This window comes from Streptomyces sp. NPDC001902, assembly GCF_042891295.1.
In the GTDB taxonomy this organism is placed as follows: Bacteria; Actinomycetota; Actinomycetes; order Streptomycetales; family Streptomycetaceae; genus Actinacidiphila.
In genome coordinates this window covers 140,843-164,004 of record NZ_JBIATA010000008.1, presented here as the reverse complement: position 1 = coordinate 164,004, position 23,162 = coordinate 140,843, and the positions used below count along the sequence as shown (strand labels likewise).

The following is a 23,162-nucleotide window of genomic DNA, read 5'->3' as shown; positions in this document are numbered from 1 at the left end:
ATCGTGACGCTACCGGTGCTGTACCTGGTGGCGGTCGTGATCCGTGTGGCGGGGCCGGTGCTGGTGGGGCGGATCAGAGGGGGGGGGGACCAACCTCGCGTGGTGACCGTCACAGGGCTCCGGCGTCCCGGGCCGTCCAGACGCTCGGATAGATCGGCCGGAAGCCGAGCTCCCGGCGGATGCGCTGGTTGGACATGATCCCGAACCACGGGTCGGGGTCCGTGAGCTCGTGGAGCCCGGCGGGCACCTCGACGCCGTTGAGATGGTACAGCTCGACCGTCGTGACAGGGGCGTCATCGGCGATGTTGTAGATCCGGCCGGCGATGCCCGGCGCGTACAGCAGACGCATCAGACCCTGGGCGATGTCCGCGTGGTGGGCCATCTGCAGGCGCTGGTGCGGCGCCCAACCGGCGGCCCAACGCAAGGAGTCGGTGAGGTGCGGGTCGCCCTCGCCGTAGACGAAGGGGAGCCGCCCGATGCGTACGTCCAGGCTCTCAAGCGCAAGCAGTTCACGCTCGGCCTCGGCCTTGGACTCGGGGTAGGCGCCCCACATCTCGCCGCCCGGCCGGCTCTCGTCCGCCTCGGTCAGCGGGCGGCCCCGTCCGACGCCGTAGACGTTGCCCGTGCTGACCTGCACGAACCGCTCCACGCCGGAGGCCTGCGCGGCGCGGCCCAGGGCCACCGCGGCGTCCCGGTTGACGGCCCATGCCTCCTCGTCCGGCACCCCGCGGAAGGAGGCGGCGACGTTCACGACGGCGTCCACGCCGACGAGCGCCTTGCCCAGTGTCTCCTCGTCGCGCATGTCTCCTACGGCGACCTGGGCGCCCAGCTCCGCGAAGCGCCCGCCGCGGGTCGCGTCCCGTACCAGCACCCGCACCTGCTCGCCCGGCTGCCGCTGGGCCAGCAGCCTCGGCACGAAGCGGCGTCCGACCTGTCCCGTCGTTCCGGTCACCAAAGTCAGCATGATGTGCTCCTCACGCACTGTGTCGCCTGTCGTTGACGACCAGCCTCGGCGGATGCGGGAACGACCGGGAGAGACCTCTTCATCAGGGGATCGGGAGTCCCTGGATAAGCCGGCCGGCCTCCCGCACCCTGGAGAGGTGAACCGAGGCGAACTAGCCGACTTCCTGCGCCGCGCCCGCGCCCGCCTGGACCCCTCCGACGTGGGCCTCACCGCCGGCGCCCGCCGCCGTACGCCGGGGCTGCGCCGCGAGGAGGTGGCCCAGCTGGCCGGCATGTCCGTGGACTACTACACGCGGATGGAACAGTCCCGGGGCCCGAGCCCGTCCCGCCAGATGCTCACCGCGCTGGCCCGCGCCCTGCGCCTGACGGAGGACGAACGCGACCACCTCTTCCACCTCACCGGTGAACAGCCGCCGCGCCGGGAGGCGACCAGCACGCACGTGCGCCCGGGCCTGCTCCTGGTGCTGGACCGGCTGGACGACACCCCGGCGATGGTGGTGACCGACTGCGGCGAGGTCCTGGCCCAGAACGCGCTGTCACGGGCGTTGAGCGGAGACGTCCTCGCCCGCCCGCCCCAAGGACGCAACATGATCCGCCGATTCTTCCTGGACCCGGCGGCCCAGGAACTGTTCCCGCCCGAGGACCGCCCCGAGCGCGCCCGCGAGCAGGTCGCCGGCCTGCGAGCGGTGGCCTCGGCCCGCCCCACGGACCCCGAACCCTCCTCCCTCGTCGCCGAACTACGCGCCGCGAGCGAGGAGTTCGCCCGCCTCTGGGACGAACACGAGGTCGCCGTACGCCGCGCCGCCACGAAACGCTTCCGGCACCCTGCGATCGGCATCCTCGAACTCGACTGCGAGGTCCTGGTCAACTCCGACCACAACCAACAGCTCGTCATCCACACGGCCCGTCCGGGCACGGAGTCGTACCAGCGCTTGCAGTTGCTGCGGGTGGTGGGCATGCAGGACCTGTCGCCGACGAGCTCCTGAACGCGTGCGCGCCTTTCACGTCTGCCACTGGCACAGGCAGACAGACGACCACGCCCACTACCGAGCGCTCAAGCCCCTGCCTGACGGCCACGCTGAGCAGCTGGCCGAGGCTATCGACACTCAGAACTCGAACTCGACGTAGTCGATGTCGGTGAAGTCGACCTGCAGTCCCTGTGCGCGGCGGCCGCGGTCCTTGAAGTAGACCTCTTGGAGGCCCTCCGCCGCGATGGCGCGCAGCTGGTCCTCGCCGGCGCCCGCGGCACGGGCGGTGAAGAGACGGGCGGCGTAGTCGGGGGGAAGGGCCTGGGTGACGAGGCGGACGCGGGCGTCGTCGGTGGAGCCCGGGGCGGCCGTGAAGCCGAAGCGGGCGCGGGTCTCGATCACGATGCCGCCGGTGGTGGCCGCGTGGCGGCGGGCGCGTTCACGGACGCGGGGCTGCCACCGTCTGCGGACCTCGTCCTCGAGGCGGCCGGCCAGGTCCTTGCGGGGACGCTTGATCTCGCCTGTGAGGTACCGCTCGACGGTGCGCTGCGAGACGCCGAGCAGGGCGGCGACGGCCCTGGTGCCCTTCTCCTGCTTCACCAGGAACCGCATCTGGGCCTGCGCCGACTTGGGCACGGGCCGTGTGAGGGTCTTCGCCGTGGCCTTGTCGAGGCCGTCGCCGAGCATGCCCACCTGGCTCTCCTACTCTCCGTCGAGTGCGGCGTCGCCGCCCTTGATGTGGCGGGCGGGGTTGTGGCCGTCCTCGAGCAACTCCACGGCCCACATGAGGGATTGGGTGCCCTCGTGCTTGACCATCCCGGGCGACACCCCGAGCCGGAAACCGCCGGCCAGCGGCTTGCCCTCGGGCGTGCGCGGCAGGAAGTCCAGCGGGCCGGGGCCGTCGGACAGGTACACGGCGCAGTCGGAGAGCACCGCCACCGGGAAGAGGCCCACCGCCGCAAACCTGACCATCTTGCGGTGCATGTTGACGCGCGCGGTGGCGATGACGGCGGCGCGGATGTCGGGGCGCCACGTGGGCCGGTCGAGGGCGGGCCAGCGCTCCCCCGGGCGGTAGCCGGTGCCCTGAGGGCGTTCGCGGAGCTTGCCGATGCCGCCCTTGACGGTGGCCTTGACGGCCGAGAGGAGGCCGGCGCGGGCCGGGTCGGCCTCCTTGTGGTGCTCCATCGCGGCGAGGAATTCGGCCTCCGGCATGCCGGAGACGACGCCGAGTTCGGCCATGGTGGTCATGTAGGCGTCGCGCAGGCGGCCGTACCAGGCGTCGAGGTAGGCGCCGTGCTCGGGGCGGACGTACGCCTCGGTCGGGCGCACGTCGTGGCCGAGTTCGACCGCGTACGCCACGGTGGGGGTGGCGTACCAGGCGGGGCCCCCGGGGCGCGTCCCGTCGGGGGTGAACGGGTTCGGCAGGCGCGGGTCGACGTCGATGTGCGAGAGGTCGACGAGCCAGGACCCGGGCAGCGCCTTGTCGAACTCCGGGGCGCGGACGTGGACGGCGGCGCCGAGGCCCACGTTCAGGCGGTTCGCGGCGGCGGCGAACGCCATGTTGACGTCGATCCCGACGGCGTACTTCCGGGCGCACTCGTCGTCGGTGAGCAGTTGCGGGTCCCGGGTCCACTCGAAGGCCTCCTCGTCGAGGACCTCTTCCGGGGTGCGGCGGTGCCCGCGCGCGAACAGCGAGGCCACGACGGGGTGTTCGTCGGGGGCCTCGGGAGGTGCCGGGTCCACGGGCTGCGCGAGGGCACCGGGGTTCGGAGCCGGGACCCAGGAGCCGGTGGCCTGGTCCTTGACGGCGCGGGTCGGCGGGCGCAGGGCGGTCATCAGTTCCAGACCGCTCACGGCGGTGGAGCCGCGCGGGGTGATGACGCGGTGCGCGTAGTCCGCGAGCAGTTGGGCGAGCTCGGGGGGCGGCAGGTGCTCGACGTCGCCCCAGGAGCGGCTGTCGAGGGCGCCCCACGGCAGGACGGCGAGTTGTACGCACTGACGCCTGCCGTCCTGCGCCGGGCGGTACACGCGGGCCCAGGGGCCGAACCCGCGGCGGGTGAGCTGCCACTTGGCGCGGGCGACCTGCCGGACGACCTTGTGGTCGGCGGGCAGGCGCAGGGCCCTGCGGTCCTCCAGGACGGTGGGCAGGCCGAGGCGTTCGGCGGCCGGGGCGGTGAGAACGATCAGCGGGTCCGCGTCCTTGCCGTTGCGGTGCAGGCGCGGCGCACCGAGCCTCGCTTCGGTGAGCGTCCACGCGACGAGCGAGGGGACATCGGTGGCCGGGCAGGGCAGCACGAGGCCGCCGGCGCAGTAGGCGGTGCCGTCGCCGTCCAGCACGGCCAGCGGGCCATGGGCGAAACGCGGATCCGCCGCGTCGGGCACGGGCTCCGCTTCCTTGCGCGCGGGGGCGTGCGCCGGCCGCGCGGGGCGGGCGGCGGGCGCGGTGACGGCGGCAGGCGCGGCAGCGGGTCCGGGGGCTGGGACGGCGGGAGCCGCGGGCACGGGCTCGGGTTCCGTGGCGCCGAGTTGGGCGGCGATGCCGTCCAGGAGCTTGGCGTACGCGGCGCGGGTGGCGCCCTGCGGCTCGCTGCGGCCGGATTCCCAGCCGGCCACGGTCGTCCGGGTCACGTCAAGCGCCTCGGCGACCTCCGCCTGGGTCAGGCCGTACTCGGTGCGCAGCCGGGAGCGTTCGGCGGGCTCGGGCAGGCGGGTCCGCCGCGGCCCCGGCTTCAGGAGGGCGTCGACGGGATCGGACGTGCTGGCCATGCGGCGGTGGGCTCCTTCGCTGCTCGGTCCTGGCCGGTTACGGGCGCACAACGAGGTTCCGTGGGGAGGAACTCGCGCGGGTGCTGCCCCGTGAGGATACGGGCCGGGTTGCGCCGCGGGGGCAGCGGAAGGCTGCTGCCCGGCACCCGGCGGGAACGCCGTGCGGGTGCCAGGTGGAAACGGACTTCCCGCTGCCTGCGTCGTCGGCGTGCCGGGCGACCGTCCGGGCCGACAAGCGCCAGTCCCGGGCCGCGCTCTCCTCGACGGTGCGCCCGTCGCGCGGTGCCTCCCGTACGTCCGACGTCGGCATCCCCGGCCCTCCCTCCGCCGCTCCGTCCGGCCCGGGACCATCCTTTCCGGGCCCGCGACAACGGACCTTATCGGCCGACAAGGCGGCCCGCGGGCACCGAAGCGCCCGGCGGGGCGTCCGTCGTAGGGTGTGGTCCGTGACCGACCTCATGGGCTGCCTGATCCTCACGGCCGTACTGGCCGGGGTCATGGGCGTGTTCGCCTGGCTGGCGCGGGTGATCCGGCGCCGCGGTCTCGCCGGCCATGCGGTCGCCGCCGCGCTGGCCTCCTATGAGGAGGCGTTCCGCGTCACGTCCTACGAGGCCCACCAGGAGATCCACACCCACGCCGAGCGCAGGCTGCCCTTCGACTCGCCGGACGAGCCCTGGCGCCCGGCCCGCGCGACCGTCCCGGCCCGCCCGGCCGTACGCTCCGCGCGGGGGCCGCGCACATGGGTCCGCCGCCTGCGACGTCGCCACTGACCGGTCACGGCCGGGACGCTCCCCCGCCGGTCGCGGCGCGCAGGCTCAGGACGGAGGCACCCTCGCCGGGCAGGCCATGACGGGCCGCGCGACGGAGCCGGGCGGGGTGTCGCCCGCCGCGAGGCGGAAGGCGCGGCCGAAGGCGTACCCCACGGCGGCGGCGACGGCGGCGACCGGCTGCTCGGACTCCGTGAGCAGTTCCGCAGCGAGGAGCATGCGCAGCCGCATCAGGAACTCGCCGGCGTTCATCCCGGCCTCCCGGCCGAAGTGCCGGATGAAGGTCGCCCTGGACATGGAGGTGAGCGCGGCGAACTTCTCGATGCCCCAGTCGTGGGCGGGGTCCCGCAGGACGGCGTCGGTGACGGTCCGTACGGGTGCGCGGGTGCTGCCGCGTGAGGACGAGGACGTCGCCGACGCGGTGGCGGGCGTGCTGGCGGGCGATGGCGTCACCGTCGTGACGGGAGCGACCGTCACGGGTGTCACGGACGCCGCGGACCACGCCACCGTGCCCTACCGCGTCAACGGGCAGGAGCGGACGGCCGACGCCGACGCCGTCCTGGTCGCGACCGGGCGCAGACCCGCCACCGCGGGGCTCGCCCTTGAGGCCGCCGGGATCCGGACCACCGAGTCGGGTGCCGTCGCCGTGGACGAGCACCTGCGCACCAGCCGGCCGCACGTCTTCGCCGTCGGTGACGTCAACGGCGGGCCCCAGTTCACGTACATCTCGCTCGACGACAGCCGGATCGTCGCCGACCAGCTGACCGGTGCCGGCACGCGGACGACACGCGACCGCGAGGCCGTGCCGTACACCCTCTTCACGACGCCCCCGCTGTCCCGCGTCGGGCTCACCGAGAAGCAGGCACGCGAGCAGGGGTACGCGGTCGGCGTCGCCGAGAAGGCCGTCGGCGAGATCGCCGCGATGCCCCGGGCGAAGATCGTCGGGGAAACGCGTGGGCTGATGAAGTTCGTCCTCGACACGGCGACGGACCGGGTGCTCGATGCCGCCCTGCTCAGCGTCGACTCCCAGGAGCTCGTCAACACGGTCGCGCTGGCGATGCGGCACGGGGTCACGGCGACCGAGCTGCGCGACACGATCTACACGCACCCGAGCTCGACCGAGGCCTTCAACGAAGTGCTGGCCACCGTCCGGTGAGCACGGTGAGGCCCTGCCGTCGCCTGCGCCTTTTGAGCCGAACCGAACCTCGCCGGACAATGTTGGCGACGGCGGCACGCACACCGTCGACGGCGGGGGCTCACCCAGCGCAGGACGGCATCGTGCCTTCGTACGTGCACACCACGGCACCGACCCGGTACATCGAGGTGGACGGCGACCGTTACGCCCATCGCCGTTTCGGGGCGGATTCCGGGACGCCGCTCCTGATGCTCCCGCACTTCCGCGCGGGCATGGACCACTGGGATCCGCTCGTCACGGACGGCCTCGCCGAGAACCGGCCGGTGATCCGCTTCGACAACGCCGGGGTGGGGAACTCGGGCGGCCGGACGCCGGAATCGGCGGAGGGTTTCGCCGGGAACGCCGTCGCGTTCCTGCGGGCGCTCGGCCTTCCCGAGGTCGACCTGCTGGGCTTCTCGGTGGGCGGGTACGTCAGCCAGGCCCTCGTCGTGGCCCATCCCGAACCGGTGCGCCGCCTGGTCCTGGTCGGGACGAAGCCGCGCGCGGGCGAGATGGCGGGCGTCGGCGAACGGGTCGCGGAGGTGGCCGCCCACGAGGTCCTGACCGAGGAGGACTACCTGTACCTCTTCTTCGACGACTCCCCCGGCGGACGCCGGGCCTGCCGGGAGTTCTGGCTGCGCCGCCACGAGCGGACGGTGGACGCCGACGCCGAATCCGGCCCGGACAGCGTCCGCGCACAGCAGGCGCTGCGTGCCGACTGGAACACCGGACGGGGCGAGCGGTTCACGGAGCTGCGGCGCATCACCCAGCCGACGCTCGTCGTCAACGGCAGCGACGACATCATGGTCCCGACCGTCAATTCGTGGATCCTCGCGCAGCACATCCCCCACGCGCAGCTCGTCGTCTACCCGGACGCGGGCCACGGGGCGCTCTTCCAGTACCCCCGGCTGTTCTGCGCCCACGTCGCCCGCTTCCTCGACAGCGAGGTCCCCTTCACCTGACCTCGTGGCGGGCCCGCCGTCACTACGCCCCCGCGACCGCCCGATGCCGTCCCACGGCGCGGACGGCGTACCGGACGGTCGCCGCGTACAGGACGAGGAACGCCCCGCCGACCAGGACGATCACCAGCCAGGTCAGGCCCTGCCAACCGGGGACGGCGGCGCCGTGGAGCCAGCGGACGAGGAAGTTGCCGGTGGCCGCCGCGGGGAAGGAGAAGACCCAGTAGCCGGTGTGGAAACCCTCCTGGCGGACGTGCGGCACCAGGAACAGGACGATCAGGACGGTGAAGAGCACCAGCCCGGCGAAGCCGTACCCCACGGCGTCGACCCGTCCGCCGTGCGCGGCGGTCCAGGCGAGGCCGCCGACGGCCGGCGGGATCGTGAGGACGGTCAGCGTGGGGCGCGCGGGTCCGGGCAGGCCGTCCGTCACGAGGCGGCCGAGGACCACGGTGCCGAAGGCGAGCCAGTACAGGACGCCCACCGCGAAGGCGGCCGAGGCCGCGTCGGGAAGCGCGACCGCGGTGCCGGTGGTGCTGGCGATGAAGGGTCCGGAGACCACCGGCAGCAGGTAGCCGGGGTGCAGCGGGGCGGAGCCGAGGCCGCCGGTCACCCAGTGCGCGAGCAGCCGGGCGGCGAGGGCGGCGGAGGCGAGGGCGAACAGCGCGTAGAACCAGCGGGCGCCGTCGACCCCGAAGCGGGCGAAGTGGCCGGTGGCCAGCATGCCGATGATCGGGACGTACGCGAGCGCGAAGCCCTGACCGGGGTGGCGCAGGTCCTCCAGGATGTTGCGCCTGCGTGCTCCGCCGTGCCGCACGTACTGCGCCAGCAGCACCACCCACAGCAGTCCGCTGACCACGAACAGGGCGTCGCTGACCCCGATGGGCGCGGCCACCGTGGCCGCGGCCGACTGCCAGAGCCCGCCCAGGCCCGCCGTGCCGAGGGAGACCGACATCATGGCGATGTGGGTGGCGCGCCGGGCGCCTCCACCGTCCCCGGCTGCGGCGTGCGCGGGCCCCGACGAGTCGTCCGGGGGCGTGACGGTCACGGGTGCGTCGAGTACGGCCGGCTGCATGCGGTGCTTCTCCTTGGGGGTCCGGCGCCGCTGAGAGGCGCGGCGGAGCGTGGTTGCAACTTTAAACCAGACGCGACGGCGAGCCCTTCCCGCTCCCGCGGGGAATCCGGGATCGTGTCCCGGAATCCCCGGCCCGGCCCCGGGGCCGGGCCGGGCCGAGATGCCCCCACCTGTCGGCGGGGACTATCGTCCACATATGGGAGCGCCCCGGCCACGCCGAAACGGCGTTCCCCGGCGGCGAACGGCCCGTTGGTCACCGCGCGGGGCCGGTGGGTGATGAGCGGGAGCGCAGCGCCCGGCACCGCGCCGGAGGAAGAGGCCGCACTCGACCAGGCTCTGGCCGAGGTGGCGAGAATCACCGGGTCCCACGCTGCCGGAGTCTTCCTGCTGGTGCCGCACGCCCAGGCGCTGCGCCTGGCGGTGGTGACGGGCCTGTCGGCCGGAGTGGTGCGGCCGTGGTCGCGGCTGGCGCTCGCGACACCCGCGCCCGTCTCCACGGTCGCGCGCGACGGGCGTCCGGTCTGGGTGCACGGCCACGACGAGCTCGCCCGCCGGTTCCCGCGCACGGCCTTCGCACTGCCCTACCGGCTGGCGATGTACGTCGTGCCGTTGCACACGGGCACCACGGTGTCGGGCGTGCTGCAACTGCTGTGGCCCGACACCCGTCCCGACCGGCTCGCCCAGGAGGAGCGGGCCGCCGTGACCCACGCCGCCGACCGGATGAGCGCGCTGCTGACGCGGGCCGCCGCCCGGGGGCGGCCGCTGCGGCCGGGCACCATGCCCCGGGTGCTCGCGCCGGACCCTCCGCCGCCCCTGCCGCCCGCCGAGGCCCAGGCCGCGGCGGAACTGACGGAGCGCCTGGACGACGGGGTGCTCGCGCTGGACCTGGAGGGGCGGGTGACCTTCCTCAACGCCACGGCCGCCGAGCTGCTCGGCCGCGGCAAGGCCGAGCTGATGCACACCCGCCTCTGGGAGTCCCTGCCCTGGCTGATCGACCCGGCCTACGAAGACCCGTACCTGGCCGCGCTGTTCAGCCGGCTCCCCACGGACTTCACCGCGCTGCGCCCCCCGGACGACTGGCTGTCCTTCCGGCTCTACCCCGACACCACCGGGATCAGCATCCGGCTGCGGACCGCCCCGTCCCCGGCGGGCGACCGGCTCCCGCCCGCCACACCCTCCGGGACCGCGCCGACCCGCGCCGGCGCGCTGTACCACCTGCTGTACATCGCCTCGTCCCTCACCGAGGCGGTCGGCGTCCAGGACGTGGCGACCGCCGTCACCGAGCAGATCATGCCCGTCCTCGGGGCCGACGGCCTGTCGTTGCTGATCGCGGACGAGGGGCGGTTCCAGGACGTCGCCTCCCACGGTTTCCCCCGGACCCACAAGGACTTCTTCCGCGGTCTGTCGCTGACGGTCGACACCGCGGGCTCCCGCGCCGTCGCCACGGGTGCGCCGCTCTTCTTCAGCGACGTCGACGCGATACGGCAGGCCTTCCCCCTCGTCGCCCCCTACACGCGGATGGGCGCCTGGGCGTTCCTCCCGCTGAACGCCTCGGGCCGCACGATCGGCTGCTGCGTCCTGGCCTTCGCCCTCCCCCGCGCCTTCCCGCCCGACGAGCGCGCCGCCCTGACCTCGCTGGCCGGCATGATCGCCCAGGCGCTGGAACGTGCCCGGCTGTTCGACACCAAGAGCCAGGTCGCGCGCACCCTCCAGACCGCGCTGCTGCCGCACTCCCTGCCGCACGTGCCCGGCCTGCGCGTCGCCGCCCGCTACCTCCCGGCGACCAGCGGCATGGACATCGGCGGCGACTTCTACGACCTGATCCGCCTGGACGGCGCCGGGGCGGCGGCCGCGGTCATCGGCGACGTCCAGGGGCACAGCGTCAACGCGGCGGCGCTGATGGGCCAGATCCGCACGGCGGTGCACACCCACGCGAGCACGGGCGCGGCCCCGGACGAGGTGCTGACCCGGATCAACCGCCTGTTCAACGACCTCGACACCGACCTGTTCACCAGTTGCCTGTACGCACAGCTGGACGTGCCCGGGCACCGCGCGCTGCTGGCGAGCGCCGGCCATCTGCCGGCGCTGCTGCGCCACCGGTCGGGTCGCACGGAGATCCTCGACGTACCGCCCGGGCTCCTGCTCGGGGTCGACGTGACCGCGGACTACCGGGCCGCGGAGGTGTCCATGCCACCGGGGAGCGTGCTCACCCTGTTCACCGACGGCCTGATCGAACGTCCCGGCGCCGATCTGGGGACGGCGCTCGGGGAACTCGCCGGCCGGCTCGCCGCGGCGCCCGTCCGTTCGCTGGACGACCTGGCCGACGAGCTCCTGCGGGAGGCCCGGCGGACCTCCGGGGGCCGCGACGACATCGCCCTGCTGCTGGTGGGCCCGGTGCCCGCGGAGTGACGGAGCGGGAGTTCCGCGCGCGCTCAGGCCGCCCGGCCCGCGAGACGGAAGCGGCCGAGGGTGTCCTGCATCAGCCGGCGCACCTCGGCCCATGTGCCGTCGACCGCCGCGTCGCCGCGCAGCACGCGCTCCGTGGGCTGGGCCGCGAACCAGCGGGCGCGGCGCAGCGCGTCGACCCCGGCGATCGTCCCGGCCACCATGTAGTAGTGGCGGACCAGCGCCCCCGAGCCGCCGCGGTGTCGCAGCCCGACCAGCCAGACCACACCGTCCTCGTCACCGTTGTGAGGGTGGGTGTCCGTCATGTCTCGCTCCCGCCACACGCTCCCTGCACCGGTCATCCACGGTGCCGCCGAAGCCGCCGGCGGGGCCACCTCCATCCGGCCGCGTCCTCCTCGGATCCGGTCAGGGGCGGTAGACCGCCCCGGGCTGCGGGGTGCCGGGGGCGAGCAGCTGCGGAACGGTCACGAAGGTGAAGCCCCGCTTCTTGAGCGCGTCGATGATGCCGGGCACGGCCGGCAGGGTGCCCCGGTAGCCCTTGGCCGCCGGGCCGGGGACGAGGTCGTGGAGCAGGATGATGCCGTCGCGGTCGGCCTGGTCCAGGACGCGCTTGGTGATCAGGTCGGGGTCGTTGGTCTCGTAGTCCTTGGCGGTGACGCTCCACAGCACCTCGGAGAGGCCCATCTCACGGGCGATGCCCTGGACGGTGTCGTTGGTGCGTCCCTGCGGCGGGCGCATGAGGGTGGGCCGCCGGCCCGTGATCCGCTCTATCGCGTCGTTGGGACGGCTCAGCTCCTCGCGTATCTCCTCGGGCTCGATCTGCGTGAGGATCTTGTGCGTCCAGGTGTGGCTGGCGACCTCGTGCCCCTCGGCGGCCATGCGCTTGACCATGTCCGGGTAGCGGTCGATGTGCTTCCTTCCGAGGAGGAAGAAGGTGGCGGGCACCTGCTTCTCCTTGAGGACGTCCAGCAGCTGCGCCGTGTGCTTGCTCGGTCCCGCGTCGAAGGTGAGCGCGATGCACTTGGCCTTGCGGCAGTCGACGCTGCCGAAGGTGCCGGTGCCGGTCTTGCCGGCCTCCTGCCGCACGGTGCCCGGGGAGGTGGTCTCCACGCGGGTGCAACCGGTGAGCGCGAGCGCGAATGCCAGGGCGGCCGCGGGAAGCACCGCCCATCTGCGGGCGGTCCGGGCGGAGGCGGCGTCGCGTCGGGCGGGCAGGAGGCTTCGGAGCCGGGTAGTTCGCATGACCGCGACTCTACACAGGGGGTATACACGCAATTCATAGCGGGGGTGCCCCCAACTGCACACATCGCGACATCGCGTCTACATGACGTGTATACCTCATGTGTATATTGACGCGCATGTCCATCGGTCACACCCTCCTGGGCCTCCTCGAATCCGGGCCGCGCCACGGCTACGACCTCAAGCGCGCCTTCGACGAGCGATTCGGCCACGACCGGCCGCTGCACTACGGGCAGGTCTACTCCACGATGTCGAGGCTGCTGAAGCACGGCCTGGTCGAGGTCGAGGCCATAGAGCCCGGCGAGGGCCCCGAGCGGAAGCGGTACGCCATCACGGAGGCGGGCGTCACCGACGTCGCACGGTGGCTGGCGACCCCGGAGAAGCCCGAGCCATACCTGCAGTCGACCCTCTACACCAAGGTCGTCCTCGCGCTGCTCACCCAGCGCGACGCGGCCGACATCCTGGACGTGCAGCGTGCCGAGCACCTGCGGCTGATGCGCGACCTGACCGAACGCAAGCGCACCGGGGACCTGGCCGACCAGTTGATCTGCGACCACGCCCTGTTCCACCTCGAAGCCGACCTGCGCTGGCTGGAGCTGACCGCGGCGCGGCTCGACGGGCTCGCCCGGGAGGTGAGCGCGTGACGCCCGCAGAGCCCCTGCTCACCGCCGACGGCCTGCACAAGAGCTACGGCCGGACGCCGGCCCTCGACGGGGCGGACTTCTCCATACGCCCCGGCGAGGTCGTCGCCGTGATGGGCCCCTCCGGCTCCGGCAAGTCCACCCTGCTGCACTGCCTCGCGGGGATCATCGTCCCGGACGCCGGCACCATCACCTACCGCGGTCGTGAGCTGTCCGCGATGAACAACGCCCGGCGCAGCGCCCTGCGGCGCAGCGAGTTCGGCTTCGTCTTCCAGTTCGGGCAGCTCGTCCCCGAGCTCACCTGCGCGGAGAACGTGGCGCTGCCGCTCCGGCTGGGCGGCACCTCCCGCAAGGACGCGAAGCGCACCGCCCTGGAGTGGCTGCGCAGGCTGGAGGTCGAGGACGTCGCGGGCCAGCGGCCCGGGGCCATCTCCGGCGGGCAGGGACAGCGGGTGGCCGTCGCCCGTGCCCTGGTCACCGGCCCCCGCGTGCTGTTCGCCGACGAACCCACCGGAGCGCTGGACTCCCTCAACGGCGAACGCGTCATGCAGCTGCTCAGCGCCGCCGCCCGCGAGACCGACGCGGCGGTCGTCCTGGTCACCCACGAGGCGAGGGTCGCCGCGTACTCCGACCGCGAGGTCGTCGTGCGTGACGGGAAGGTCCGCGACACGGCGCGCGTGGCATGAGCTCGGGCGACACCCCCGGCACCAGCCGCCGAAGCCGCATCCAGGACCTGGCGATGGGTGTCCGGTTCGCCGTCACCGGTGGCCGCGAGGGCTGGGTGCGTACGCTCCTGACCGCTGTCGGGGTCGGCCTGGGAGTGGCCTTGCTGCTGCTCACCGCCGCGCTGCCGAACGCCCTGACGCAGCGTCACGACCGCGAACGCGCCCGCAACGACATGACGTACACCTCGGTCGTCAAGCACCGGGCCGACGACACCATGCTGATCGCGACGGTCGACACCACCTACCGCGACCAGGAGGTACGGGGCCGCCTGCTGCAGCCCGAGGGCCGGCGTCCACCGCTGCCGCCCGGCGTCGCCCGGCTGCCCGGGCGCGGGACGATGGTGGTCTCCCCCGCCCTGCGGCGGCTGCTCGCCTCTGCGGAGGGCCGGCTGCTGAGCGAGCGCCTGCCGTACCGCATCGCGGGCACCATCGGGCAGGACGGGCTGGTGGGACCGGACGACCTCGCCTACTACGCGGGGACCTCCGGGCTCGCCGCCGGCGCCGGGGCCGGGCAGACCGTCCGCGTCGAGCGCATCCACGCCTTCGGCTCGGTGGACCAGGGCAGCACGACGGACCCGGTCCTCGTGCTGCTCGTCCTCATCGTCTTCGTGGCGCTGCTGATGCCGGTCGGCGTGTTCATCGCGGCCGCCGTCCGCTTCGGCGGGGACCGCCGCGACCGCCGGCTCGCCGCGTTGCGCCTGCTCGGTGCGGACGCCGGGACCACGCGACGCGTCGCCGCGGGCGAGGCCCTCGCCGGCGCCGTGTGCGGACTCGCCGTCGGCGCCGTGCTGTTCGCGGCCGGTCGCGCCCTGGCGGGCCAGGTCGGCTTCTACCGCGTCAGCGTCTTCCCCGGCGACCTCACGCCGGCGCCCGCGCTCACCGCCCTGGTCGCCGTCGCCGTCCCGGCCGCCTCGGTGGCCGTGACGCTGCTCGCGCTGCGCGGCGTGGTCATCGAGCCGCTCGGTGTCGTCCGCGCGAGCAAGCCGCCTCGCCGCCGGCTGTGGTGGCGCCTGCTGCTGCCGCTCGGCGGGCTCGCCCTCCTGTACCCGATGGTCGGACAGGGCCGCGACCGAGGGAACTTCAACGAGGCGCTGGTCGTCGGCGGCACGGTCCTGCTGCTGATGGGCGTCACGGCACTGCTGCCGTGGATCGTCGAGGCCGCCGTCGACCGGCTCGGCACCGGCGCTCCCTCCTGGCAGCTCGCGGTCCGCAGGCTCCAGCTGAACAGCGGCACCGCGGCCCGCACGGTCAACGGCATCGCCGTCGCCGTCGCCGGGGCGATCGCGCTCCAGATGCTCTTCGCGGGCGTCGACGGCTCGTACACCCGCAGTACCGGGAACGACCTCTCCCGGGCCCAGATGGAGGTCTTCCTCCCGGCCGCCGACTCCCCCGCGGACGCCGCCCGGCGGCTCACCGCGGCCGACGCCGTGCGCGAAGCGACCCCGCTGTCGGTGGGGATGCTCGGCGAACGTGCCCAGGACCCGCAGCGGTACGTCGAACTGACCGTGGGCACCTGCGACGCGCTGCGCGTGGTGGCGAGGGTCTCCGCGTGCCGCGACGGCGACGTCTTCGTCGTCCGGGACCGGGAGTACGACGACGACACCGTCCGCACGGCCAGGCCAGGACACGTCGTCTACCTGGACCCGGGCTACGCCGGCGCGCCGGGACGCGGACTCGCCTGGCACCTGCCGTCCGGCCTGAAGGACGCCCACACCCGCGCCGACCCGAGCGGCTACAAGCGCGGCGGCGTCCTCGTCACCCCCGGGGCGCTCCCCCCGTCCGCCGCCGGGACGGTCACGGGCAGGGTCTACGTCTCGATCGACCGCTCCGTCCCGGACGCGCCCGAGGTCGTCCGCAACACGGTGGCCGCGATCGACCCGCTCGCCGAGGCGCACGAATACGTCACCCGGACCGAGTCCGCGCGCTTCGCCTCGATCCGCACCTGGTTGTTCGTCGGCGCCTGCTGCGTCCTGCTGCTGATCGGCGCGAGCCTGCTCGTCTCTCAGCTGGAGCAGTTGCGCGAGCGGAAGAAGCTGCTGTCCACCCTGGTCGCCTTCGGCACCCGCCGCAGCACCCTCAGCCTGTCGGTGCTGTGGCAGACCGCCCTCCCCGTCGGCCTCGGCCTCGCCCTCGCGTGCGCGGTGGGCCTGACCCTCGGCGCGGTGCTGCTCCGCATGGTCGGTGCGCCCGTCACCGTCGGCTGGCCCGACGTGGGCGCCATGACCGGCGTCAGCGCGGCGGTCGTCCTGCTGGTGACCGCGCTCAGCCTCCCTGCCCTGGTCCGCATGATGCGACCGGACGGCCTGCGCACGGAGTGACGGCGACGGGGCCGGTCACGGGGCCACGGCCGCCGGCGGGGCGGTCGTGGCCCGGGGGGTCAGGACCGCGGAGAGCACGGTGGTCTCCGGCACGTCGTCACGGCCGGCGAGCTTGGCCAGCAGGAGGTCCACCGCGCGGGTGCCGATCTCGGCTGAGGGGATCGACACGGAGGTGATGGGAACCGATGCCTGCTCGGCGGTCTCGTCGGGGCAGATCGCGGCGACCGACAGGTCCTCCGGTACCCGCAGGCCCATGGCCTGGAAGGCGGCGATCAGGGGCTGGGTGATCGGCTCGTTGTGGACGACGATCCCGGACAGCCCCGGCTGTTCGCGCAGCAGTTGCTCGGCCATGGCTCGCGCGGCGGCCGGGGTCTCCGGGCAGGGGTGGACGGACGAGCGCAGGCCGAGCCGGTCGGCGGCGGCCGTGAACCCCGCGGCGACCCGGCGGGCGAACCCGGTGCCGCGGACGTAGACCTCGGGGGGTGAGCCGACCAGGGCCACGGTCCGGTGGCCGAGCGAGGCGAGGTGCTCCACGCACGCCTCGCCGGCACCCGCGAAGTCCAGGTCGACGCAGGTCAGCCCGGCCGGGTCGGAGGGGAAACCGATCAGCACGGACGGCCGGTCCATGGTGCGCAGCAACGGCAGCCTGCGGTCGTCCATCTCGACGTCCATGATGATGAAGGCGTCCGCCATGGCGCTCTGGGCGACCCGGATGATGCCCTCCTCCCCCTCGCTCTGCGTGAGGAGGAGGACATCGTGGTCGTGCTCCCGGGCGGCGGTCAGCACGGACGTGGCGAATTGCATGACCACGGGCACGTGGATGCCCTTCCGGAGGGGCAGCACGAGACCGAGCACCCGTGACCTGCTGCTGGCCAGGGACCGGGCTCCGGCGTGCGGCCGGTAGCCCAGTTCACGGATGCTGTCCTCGATGCGCCGCCGGGTCTCCGGGGAGATCGGCCGCTTGCCGCTGAGGGCGTAGCTGACGGTGCTCGGCGACACGTTGGCGTGCCGCGCGACGTCAGTGATCTTGACCATGCAACTCCCTTCCCGTACGTGCGTGCTGCAGCAGACCGCCCTCAGGAGCCGGCGAGCTCCAGGGTGAGGACGGCGGTACCGGCCGCCGCACGCGCGGAGGCTCCGCCGGCCACCTCGACGCCCCACGGGAGCGACGCGTCGGAGGTCTCGGCCCGCAGCGTGGAGCCCTCGCGCACGACGGTGATCTCGGCCGCGGCCGTGCCGTCCTCGCGGGGGATCCGCACGGTGGTGCGGGAGCCGTCGGCGGGCTCGAAGACCCGGACGGTGACGTCGTCCGCCCACGCGTAGTCGGGGCGGTCGGTGACCGCGCCGACCGGGATCGCGGAACCGGGCCGGGCCAGCAGCGGGACGCTCAGGTAGTCGTGGGTCTCGCGCACCCAGCGCGGACCGGTGACCTTCTCGCCGGTCGTGAAGTGGGTCCAGGTGCCCTCGGGCACGTAGTACGACACCTCGCCGTCCTCGGAGAACACCGGCGCGACGAGCAGGTCCCCGCCGAGCATGTACTGGCGCTCCAGCGAGGCGCAGCCCGGGTCGTCCGGGAACTCCAGCACCATGGCCCGCATCATCGGGACGCCCTCGGTGTGCGCCTGGTGCGCGGCACCGTAGAGGTAGGGCATGAGGCTCAGCTTGAGCTTGGTGAAGTGGCGGAGGACGTCCACCGCCTCCTCGTCGAACAGCCACGGCACGCGGTAGGACGAGGAACCGTGCAGCCGGCTGTGCGAGGAGAGCATGCCGAAGGCGGTCCAGCGCTTGAACAGACCCGCGTCGGGCAGCCCCTCGAAGCCGCCGATGTCGTGGCTCCAGTAGCCGAAGCCGGACAGGCCGAGCGACAGGCCGCCGCGCAGCGACTCGGCCATCGACTCGTACGTGGACTCGCAGTCGCCGCCCCAGTGCACGGGGAACTGCTGGCCGCCGGCCGTGGCCGAGCGCGCGAAGAGCACGGCCTCGCCCTCGCCGCGGTGCTTGCGCAGCACGTCGAAGACGGTCTTGTTGTACAGCTGCGTGTAGTAGTTGTGCATGCGCTCCGGGTCGGAGCCGTCGAACCAGGCGACGTCGGTGGGCACGCGCTCGCCGAAGTCGGTCTTGAAGCAGTCGACGCCCATGTCGAGGAGGGCCTCGAGCTTGGACGCGTACCAGGCGCAGGCGTCGGGGTTGGTGAAGTCGACCAGGGCCATGCCGGGCTGCCACAGGTCCCACTGCCACACGCCGCCGTCAGGGCGCTTGAGGAGGTAGCCGGCCGCCTTGCCCTCGGCGAACAGCGGTGAGCGCTGGGCTATGTAGGGGTTGATCCACACGCAGATGTGGAGGTCGCGCTCCTTCAGCCGGCGCAGCATCCCCTCGGGGTCGGGGAAGACGCGCGGGTCCCATTCGAAGTCGCACCAGTTGAACTCGCGCATCCAGAAGCAGTCGAAGTGGAAGGCCGACAGCGGCAGGTCGCGCTCGGCCATGCCCTCGACGAATCCGGTGACGGTCTGCTCGTCGTAGGAGGTGGTGAACGACGTGGTCAGCCACAGCCCGAAGGACCAGGCGGGCGGCAGGGCCGGACGGCCGGTGAGCGCGGTGTACTTGCGCAGGATCTCCTTCGGCGTGGGGCCGTGGATGACGTAGTACTGCAGCTGCTGCCGCTCGGCGCTGAACTGGACGCGCGAGACCTGCTCGGAGGCGACCTCGAAGGAGACCTTGCCGGGGTCGTCGACGAAGACGCCGTAGCCGGCGTCGGTCAGGTAGAACGGGATGTTCTTGTAGGACTGCTCGCTGCTGGTGCCGCCGTCGGCGTTCCAGATGTCGACGGTCTGGCCGTTCTTGACCAGCGGGCCGAAGCGCTCGCCGAGCCCGTAGACGGAGGTGCCGACGGCCAGCCGGAGCTGCTCGCGGACGTGGTGCTCGCCCTCGGCGGTCTCCATCAGCGCCATGGCCTTGACGTCGCTGCTGGTGAGGGTGCGTCCGTCGGCCTGGAACTCCATCCGCCACTCGCCGTCGAGGCGGAAGCGGACGCTCAGGTCGCCGGAGGTCAGGACGGCCTGCTCCTCGTCGACCGTCACGAGGGGCTCGTGCGGCTCGTGGTGCAGCTCGAAGTGGGGCCCGGTCTCGACGTCGCCCTCGAAGTGGGTGATGCGCACACCGATGACACCGGGCATGGGCGCGGTGCAGTCGACCGTGACGAGCGGGCCCTTGAGCAGGTCGCCGCGGTGCCGGATGTGCTGGGTGGGCGCGTGGACCCGCAGCGTTCCGGGGCCCGGGACGGCATCGAGGACCTCGGCCGGATACGCCGCCGTGACGCCTTCGCGCAGCAGCCAGTACCCGTTGGTGAACTTCATGGTCGATGCCTTTCCCGGTGGGCGGCCACCGGCGTTCTCGGTACGTGTGGGAGCAGGTGGGGCCGGCTCTGCCTCCTGCCGCGGAGCGGGGAGGCAGCGGGGAGGCAGAGCCGTGGGCGGGACGCGGGGAGGTCATCCGCCCAGGTGGAGGGCCGCGGACACGGTGGTCCGGGCGCGGATCACTTCACGGCGCCGACGGCGATGCCGCGAGTGAGGGTCCGCTGGAAGAGCAGGAAGAAGACGATCGCGGGCAGCGCGCCGAGCAGGCCGGCCGCGTTGGTCATCGTCGCGTCCATCAGACGCTGGCCCTGGAGCACGCCGAGCGCGACCGAGACGGTCTGGTTGTCGTTCGACGGCAGCATGACCAGGGGCAGCAGGAACTCGTTCCAGGTCCAGATGAAGAAGAACACCAGCAGGACGCCCAGGGTGGGCCGGCTGACCGGGACCACCATCCGCCACAGGATCTGCCAGCTGTTGGCGCCGTCGATCCTGGCCGCCTCGATGATCTCCTTCGGGAAGGCTCCGAGCACGGAGGAGAGGAGGTAGGTGCCGAACGCCGCCTGCACGACGCTGAAGACGATGATCAGGCTCAGCCTGGTGTCGTACAGGCCCACCTGCTTGGACAGGTAGTACAGCGGGTAGACCAGCGCTTCCTGCGGCAGCACGTTCGCCAGCACGAAGAAGGCGAGGAAGTACGCCTTGCCCTTGATCCTCCCGATGCCGATCGCGTACGCGTTCAGCACCGAGAGGATGACGCCGAACACGGCCACCGAACCCGAGATCACGATCGAGTTGATCAGCGTGTGCCCGAAGTTGACCCGGGTCCAGAAGTCCGTCAGGCCGTCCAGGTGGAGGCCGTGGGGCAGCGAGAGCGGGCCGTGCGCGGAGTAGTCGGCGGGCGACTTCAGCGCGTTGATGAGCACGATCAGGAGCGGCAGCACCATGAAGATCGCGCCGAGGATCATGGCCACCAGCACGGGGTAGCGCTTGAGCGCCTTCACTGTGCGTCCTCCGATCGGGTCTGGAAGCGCAGGCCGACCGTGGTCAGCGCCAGGATGATCAGGGTGAGGACCGTCGCGATCGCCGAGCCGTAGCCCACGTCGGTCTTCTCGAAGAAGGTCGAGAAGGAGAAGTAGGACGGGACGATGGTCGAGTCGGCGGGTCCGCCCTTGGTGAGGACGTAGACCGCGCCGAAGACCTTGAGGGCCGCGATGGTGCACCACAGCATCACCACGTAGATCTCGGGGCGGATCTGGGGCAGCGTCACGTGCCAGAAACGCTGCCACCAGTTCGTCCCGTCCAGCTCGGCCGCCTCGTAGAGCGAGGGATCGACCCGCTGGAGTCCCGCCATGAAGATCACGACGGGGAACCCCAGCTGCACCCAGACCATGACGGCCATCACGCTGTAGAGCGCGAACTTCGGGTCACCCAGCCAGTCCTGCTGGAGCGAGCCCAGGCCGACCGCCTTCAGCAGCTCGTTGAGCGAGCCGTTCTCGGGGGCCAGGATCCAGCTCCAGACGATGCCCGCCACGGTGATGGGCAGGACCTGCGGGAGGTAGAAGCAGGCACGCAGCACGCTGGCCAGCTTCGAACCGAAGTGCTTGCCGATGAAGTCGAACAGCGCGGCGGCCACCACCAGGCCGACGGCGGTGGGGATGACCGCCATCGCCAGGACCATGGCGACGCTGTGCCGGAAGGACTCCCAGAACCGCGAGTCCTTCATCAGCTCCCGGTAGTTCTCCAGCCCCGCCCAGCTGGGCGAGCCGACGCCCTGCCAGTGCGTGAAGCTGAAGTAGATGTTCATCACGAACGGCACGATCACGACGGCCAGGAAGGCGATGACACCCGGGATCAAGTACAGCGCGTAGGGATTGCGCAGCCGGAGGGGTCGGGCACTCATGACGTGGGCGCACCCGCGTCATAGGCCTTCTGCAGCTCGTCCAGGACCTGGTCCGGGGTGCCGCTGCCGGTGATCAGCTTCTGGGTGGCCGAGACCAGCACGTCGTAGAAGCCGGGGACCGGCCAGTCGGGGTAGAAGGCGAGACCGTCCTGGTCCGAGACCTTGTTGAAGTTCTCGATCAGCTCCTTGGAGCTGGGGTCGGTGATCGCCGAGGGCTCGGCCGCGACGGGCACGCCGCCGTTGTTGCCGAGGGTGTTCTGGATCCCCTTCTTCATCGTGATGTCGATGAAGTCGTAGGCCAGCTGCTTGTTCTTGGCGTTCTTCGGGACGACCCAGAGGTTGCCGCCCGAGCCGAGGGTCATCTTGGACTCCGGGAAGAGGAACGAGCCCCACTGGAACTTGTTCTCGTCACGGAAGCGGCCGTACCACCAGCTGCCCGAGAAGAAGATCGGGGACTTGCCGCCGATGAAGGAGACGCCGGCGTCCTCGGCCTTGGCGCCACTGCTCGTCTTGGCGATGTAGCCCTTCTTCACCCAGTCCGACAGGGTGTTGGCGGCGTACGTCCAGGCGGCGTCGTGGAAGTCCGCCTTGCCCTTGTAGAGCTCGAAGGAGTCGACCCAGCTGCGGTCGGCCTTGGTCAGGGCCAGCTGGTACAGGTACTGGTGGGCCGGGTACTCGGCGCCGCCGTTGGCGAGCGGGGTGATGCCCTTGGCCTTGAAGGCGGCGAGCGCCTGCTCGAACTCGTTGAACGTGGCCGGGACCTTCACGTTGTTCTTCGCGAAGAGGTCCTTGTTGTAGTACACCATCGTGTACTCACCGAAGTTCGGGATGCCGTACCAGTTGCCGGAACCCATGACGCCCTTGGCGTCGTAGCGGCTGGTGGTGGTGACGCTGGGGCTGAGCAGCTTGTCCCAGCCGTACTTGGTGACCTGCGGGGTGAGGTCGGTCAGCAGGCCCTGCTTGGCCAGCAGGCCGGCCGTGGCGTTGCCCTTGTTGTACTCCATGAGGTCAGGGGCGTTGCTGGAGTTGAGCACCATCGAGGCGGTCTTCTGGATCTGCTCGAAGCCCTTGGCCTCGAACTCGACCTTGACGCCCGGGTGGCTCTTCTTGAACTCCTCTATCGCCTGGTTCCAGGCGATGCCCATGGCACTGTTCGGGGCTTCGTAGTGCCAGAGCTTCAGCGTCTTGCCGTCGCCCTCCGCACCCCCGTCCGAGCTTCCGCACGAAGTGATGAGCATGGCGCCCGCAAGGGCAGCTGCTGCGAGAGCCAGCGGTCTGCGCACCTTCAACATTGAAGTGACCTCCACCTGGGCCGAACGAGTGAGGCGTCCATCGAATGGTTTCGATGCGACGCGTCGAAGCGCTTCGACGCAGGACCGTATGCAGCGATCGCGGATATGTCAATGGTGTTAACAAATCGCCGACCAGCGATTTTTGAAGCGTTACCGACGCGCAACAGCTGCGCGACATGCGACGGATGCCCGGAGTGACCACATGGGGACGCAGCGGTGCCGCCGGAGGGGCGGAAGCGCTTGACAGCGAAGCGGATTCATCTCTTCCGGATTCCGGAGGGAAATTCCCCTACACCCCACTGGCACCACCTGCCCCTTCTGTCGCATTTGCCATATCAGCCCCTGTGGTCACGGGGGACTCACGGCGAAAGGGGTCGCACCGCGGCCTCAACCAGCCTGGTTCGAGGGCCCGTTGGGCAGCCGCTGACGCAACGGAACCTGTGCGGTACGCACGGTTGAAAGGGCGTCACAGTAGAGCAAAAGATACCAATATGCACTTTTTGTCGGATCCCTTTGACGGGCGGCATAAAACGTGCCTACCGTTCATATAGGGACGTCTTCAACTACAGATATCTGTTCCGGCGTTCCACGTCCGTGAGGTGCGTCCGCACCAGACGCC

At 71.9% G+C, this 23,162-nt stretch carries 20 protein-coding genes; 8 read left to right on the top strand and 12 right to left on the bottom strand.

Features of this window, described 5'->3' with window-relative positions; translation table 11 throughout:
• Positions 1 to 109 precede the first annotated feature (109 nt).
• Positions 110 to 964: an NAD-dependent epimerase/dehydratase family protein gene (locus tag ACFYYN_RS16050; RefSeq protein ID WP_500546290.1), complete on the bottom strand. Its 855-nt coding sequence runs from the start codon at positions 962 to 964 to the stop codon at positions 110 to 112.
• A 136-nt stretch (positions 965 to 1,100) separates the two neighbouring features.
• On the opposite strand from ACFYYN_RS16050, the gene ACFYYN_RS16045 reads away from it, so the two are divergent.
• Complete coding sequence (locus ACFYYN_RS16045) at positions 1,101 to 1,949, top strand: helix-turn-helix transcriptional regulator (protein WP_500546289.1); 849 nt, start codon at positions 1,101 to 1,103, stop codon at positions 1,947 to 1,949.
• A gap of 120 nt (positions 1,950 to 2,069) precedes the next feature.
• Here ACFYYN_RS16045 and tpg read toward each other — a convergent pair whose 3' ends face one another.
• Together tpg and tap are read right to left on the bottom strand one after the other, a co-directional pair.
• Positions 2,070 to 2,618: a telomere-protecting terminal protein Tpg gene (gene tpg, locus ACFYYN_RS16040; RefSeq protein WP_500546400.1), complete on the bottom strand. Its 549-nt coding sequence runs from the start codon at positions 2,616 to 2,618 to the stop codon at positions 2,070 to 2,072.
• 15 nt (positions 2,619 to 2,633) lie between these two features.
• Positions 2,634 to 4,697, bottom strand: a complete 2,064-nt coding sequence (gene tap / locus ACFYYN_RS16035) for a telomere-associated protein Tap (protein ID WP_500546288.1) — start codon at positions 4,695 to 4,697, stop codon at positions 2,634 to 2,636.
• 446 nt (positions 4,698 to 5,143) lie between these two features.
• On the opposite strand from tap, the gene ACFYYN_RS16030 reads away from it, so the two are divergent.
• On the top strand, positions 5,144 to 5,467 hold the full coding sequence (locus ACFYYN_RS16030; protein WP_500546287.1) for a hypothetical protein: 324 nt from the start codon (positions 5,144 to 5,146) through the stop codon (positions 5,465 to 5,467).
• Between the two features lie 45 nt (positions 5,468 to 5,512).
• Here the strand turns inward: ACFYYN_RS16030 and ACFYYN_RS16025 are convergent, their stop codons facing one another.
• On the bottom strand, positions 5,513 to 5,917 hold the full coding sequence (locus ACFYYN_RS16025; RefSeq protein WP_500546286.1) for a helix-turn-helix domain-containing protein: 405 nt from the start codon (positions 5,915 to 5,917) through the stop codon (positions 5,513 to 5,515).
• Between ACFYYN_RS16025 and ACFYYN_RS16020 the strand changes: the two genes are divergently transcribed.
• A complete protein-coding gene (locus tag ACFYYN_RS16020; RefSeq protein ID WP_500546285.1) occupies positions 5,826 to 6,620 on the top strand; it encodes an FAD-dependent oxidoreductase in 795 nt (264 codons plus the stop codon). The two genes, ACFYYN_RS16025 and ACFYYN_RS16020, sit on opposite strands and share 92 nt — an antisense overlap.
• 122 nt (positions 6,621 to 6,742) lie before the next feature.
• Positions 6,743 to 7,600 carry an alpha/beta fold hydrolase gene (locus tag ACFYYN_RS16015; protein WP_500546284.1) on the top strand — a complete coding sequence of 286 codons (858 nt, stop codon included), beginning with the start codon at positions 6,743 to 6,745 and terminating at the stop codon, positions 7,598 to 7,600.
• A gap of 22 nt (positions 7,601 to 7,622) precedes the next feature.
• Here the strand turns inward: ACFYYN_RS16015 and ACFYYN_RS16010 are convergent, their stop codons facing one another.
• The gene (locus ACFYYN_RS16010) at positions 7,623 to 8,669 is read right to left on the bottom strand and encodes a TDT family transporter (protein WP_500546283.1); all 1,047 of its coding nucleotides are present in this window, start codon (positions 8,667 to 8,669) and stop codon (positions 7,623 to 7,625) included.
• Between the two features lie 276 nt (positions 8,670 to 8,945).
• On the opposite strand from ACFYYN_RS16010, the gene ACFYYN_RS16005 reads away from it, so the two are divergent.
• Positions 8,946 to 11,078 carry a SpoIIE family protein phosphatase gene (locus ACFYYN_RS16005; protein ID WP_500546282.1) on the top strand — a complete coding sequence of 711 codons (2,133 nt, stop codon included), beginning with the start codon at positions 8,946 to 8,948 and terminating at the stop codon, positions 11,076 to 11,078.
• A gap of 23 nt (positions 11,079 to 11,101) precedes the next feature.
• Here the strand turns inward: ACFYYN_RS16005 and ACFYYN_RS16000 are convergent, their stop codons facing one another.
• Both ACFYYN_RS16000 and ACFYYN_RS15995 read right to left on the bottom strand, forming a co-directional pair.
• Positions 11,102 to 11,380, bottom strand: a complete 279-nt coding sequence (locus ACFYYN_RS16000) for a hypothetical protein (protein ID WP_500546280.1) — start codon at positions 11,378 to 11,380, stop codon at positions 11,102 to 11,104.
• A gap of 100 nt (positions 11,381 to 11,480) precedes the next feature.
• Positions 11,481 to 12,317, bottom strand: coding sequence for a polysaccharide deacetylase family protein (locus ACFYYN_RS15995; protein ID WP_500436793.1), 837 nt, complete (start codon positions 12,315 to 12,317; stop codon positions 11,481 to 11,483).
• Between the two features lie 116 nt (positions 12,318 to 12,433).
• On the opposite strand from ACFYYN_RS15995, the gene ACFYYN_RS15990 reads away from it, so the two are divergent.
• The 3 genes from ACFYYN_RS15990 to ACFYYN_RS15980 are packed head-to-tail and all read left to right on the top strand — an operon-like array spanning position 12,434 to position 15,998.
• On the top strand, positions 12,434 to 12,958 hold the full coding sequence (locus ACFYYN_RS15990; protein WP_500324680.1) for a PadR family transcriptional regulator: 525 nt from the start codon (positions 12,434 to 12,436) through the stop codon (positions 12,956 to 12,958).
• Positions 12,955 to 13,641 carry an ABC transporter ATP-binding protein gene (locus ACFYYN_RS15985; RefSeq protein WP_500546279.1) on the top strand — a complete coding sequence of 229 codons (687 nt, stop codon included), beginning with the start codon at positions 12,955 to 12,957 and terminating at the stop codon, positions 13,639 to 13,641. Before ACFYYN_RS15990 ends, ACFYYN_RS15985 begins: the two co-directional genes overlap by 4 nt.
• The gene (locus ACFYYN_RS15980; RefSeq protein WP_500546278.1) at positions 13,638 to 15,998 is read left to right on the top strand and encodes an ABC transporter permease; all 2,361 of its coding nucleotides are present in this window, start codon (positions 13,638 to 13,640) and stop codon (positions 15,996 to 15,998) included. Before ACFYYN_RS15985 ends, ACFYYN_RS15980 begins: the two co-directional genes overlap by 4 nt.
• A 15-nt stretch (positions 15,999 to 16,013) precedes the next feature.
• Here the strand turns inward: ACFYYN_RS15980 and ACFYYN_RS15975 are convergent, their stop codons facing one another.
• The 5 genes from ACFYYN_RS15975 to ACFYYN_RS15955 all read right to left on the bottom strand — a co-directional run bounded on the left by ACFYYN_RS15975 (position 16,014) and on the right by ACFYYN_RS15955 (position 22,489).
• Positions 16,014 to 17,033: a LacI family DNA-binding transcriptional regulator gene (locus ACFYYN_RS15975; protein WP_500324674.1), complete on the bottom strand. Its 1,020-nt coding sequence runs from the start codon at positions 17,031 to 17,033 to the stop codon at positions 16,014 to 16,016.
• Between the two features lie 41 nt (positions 17,034 to 17,074).
• Complete coding sequence (yicI, locus tag ACFYYN_RS15970) at positions 17,075 to 19,351, bottom strand: alpha-xylosidase (RefSeq protein WP_500546277.1); 2,277 nt, start codon at positions 19,349 to 19,351, stop codon at positions 17,075 to 17,077.
• Positions 19,352 to 19,530: 179 nt separating this feature from the next.
• On the bottom strand, positions 19,531 to 20,316 hold the full coding sequence (locus ACFYYN_RS15965) for a carbohydrate ABC transporter permease (RefSeq protein WP_499517024.1): 786 nt from the start codon (positions 20,314 to 20,316) through the stop codon (positions 19,531 to 19,533).
• A 32-nt stretch (positions 20,317 to 20,348) separates the two neighbouring features.
• Positions 20,349 to 21,251 carry a carbohydrate ABC transporter permease gene (locus ACFYYN_RS15960; RefSeq protein WP_500546276.1) on the bottom strand — a complete coding sequence of 301 codons (903 nt, stop codon included), beginning with the start codon at positions 21,249 to 21,251 and terminating at the stop codon, positions 20,349 to 20,351.
• Positions 21,248 to 22,489: an ABC transporter substrate-binding protein gene (locus tag ACFYYN_RS15955; RefSeq protein ID WP_500546275.1), complete on the bottom strand. Its 1,242-nt coding sequence runs from the start codon at positions 22,487 to 22,489 to the stop codon at positions 21,248 to 21,250. Before ACFYYN_RS15955 ends, ACFYYN_RS15960 begins: the two co-directional genes overlap by 4 nt.
• Between the last annotated feature and the right edge of the window lie 673 nt (positions 22,490 to 23,162).

Coding starts and splice junctions, on each gene's coding strand:
- ACFYYN_RS15960 (WP_500546276.1), bottom strand. CDS start 21,251: ATGAGTGCCCGACCCCTCCGGCTGCGCAATCCCTACGCGCTGTACTTG.
- ACFYYN_RS15990 (WP_500324680.1), top strand. CDS start 12,434: ATGTCCATCGGTCACACCCTCCTGGGCCTCCTCGAATCCGGGCCGCGC.
- ACFYYN_RS16000 (WP_500546280.1), bottom strand. CDS start 11,380: ATGACGGACACCCACCCTCACAACGGTGACGAGGACGGTGTGGTCTGG.
- tap (WP_500546288.1), bottom strand. CDS start 4,697: ATGGCCAGCACGTCCGATCCCGTCGACGCCCTCCTGAAGCCGGGGCCG.
- ACFYYN_RS16005 (WP_500546282.1), top strand. CDS start 8,946: ATGAGCGGGAGCGCAGCGCCCGGCACCGCGCCGGAGGAAGAGGCCGCA.
- ACFYYN_RS16010 (WP_500546283.1), bottom strand. CDS start 8,669: ATGCAGCCGGCCGTACTCGACGCACCCGTGACCGTCACGCCCCCGGAC.
- ACFYYN_RS16050 (WP_500546290.1), bottom strand. CDS start 964: ATGCTGACTTTGGTGACCGGAACGACGGGACAGGTCGGACGCCGCTTC.
- ACFYYN_RS15980 (WP_500546278.1), top strand. CDS start 13,638: ATGAGCTCGGGCGACACCCCCGGCACCAGCCGCCGAAGCCGCATCCAG.
- ACFYYN_RS15975 (WP_500324674.1), bottom strand. CDS start 17,033: ATGGTCAAGATCACTGACGTCGCGCGGCACGCCAACGTGTCGCCGAGC.
- ACFYYN_RS15965 (WP_499517024.1), bottom strand. CDS start 20,316: ATGATCCTCGGCGCGATCTTCATGGTGCTGCCGCTCCTGATCGTGCTC.
- yicI (WP_500546277.1), bottom strand. CDS start 19,351: ATGAAGTTCACCAACGGGTACTGGCTGCTGCGCGAAGGCGTCACGGCG.
- ACFYYN_RS15955 (WP_500546275.1), bottom strand. CDS start 22,489: ATGCTCATCACTTCGTGCGGAAGCTCGGACGGGGGTGCGGAGGGCGAC.
- tpg (WP_500546400.1), bottom strand. CDS start 2,618: ATGCTCGGCGACGGCCTCGACAAGGCCACGGCGAAGACCCTCACACGG.
- ACFYYN_RS15995 (WP_500436793.1), bottom strand. CDS start 12,317: ATGCGAACTACCCGGCTCCGAAGCCTCCTGCCCGCCCGACGCGACGCC.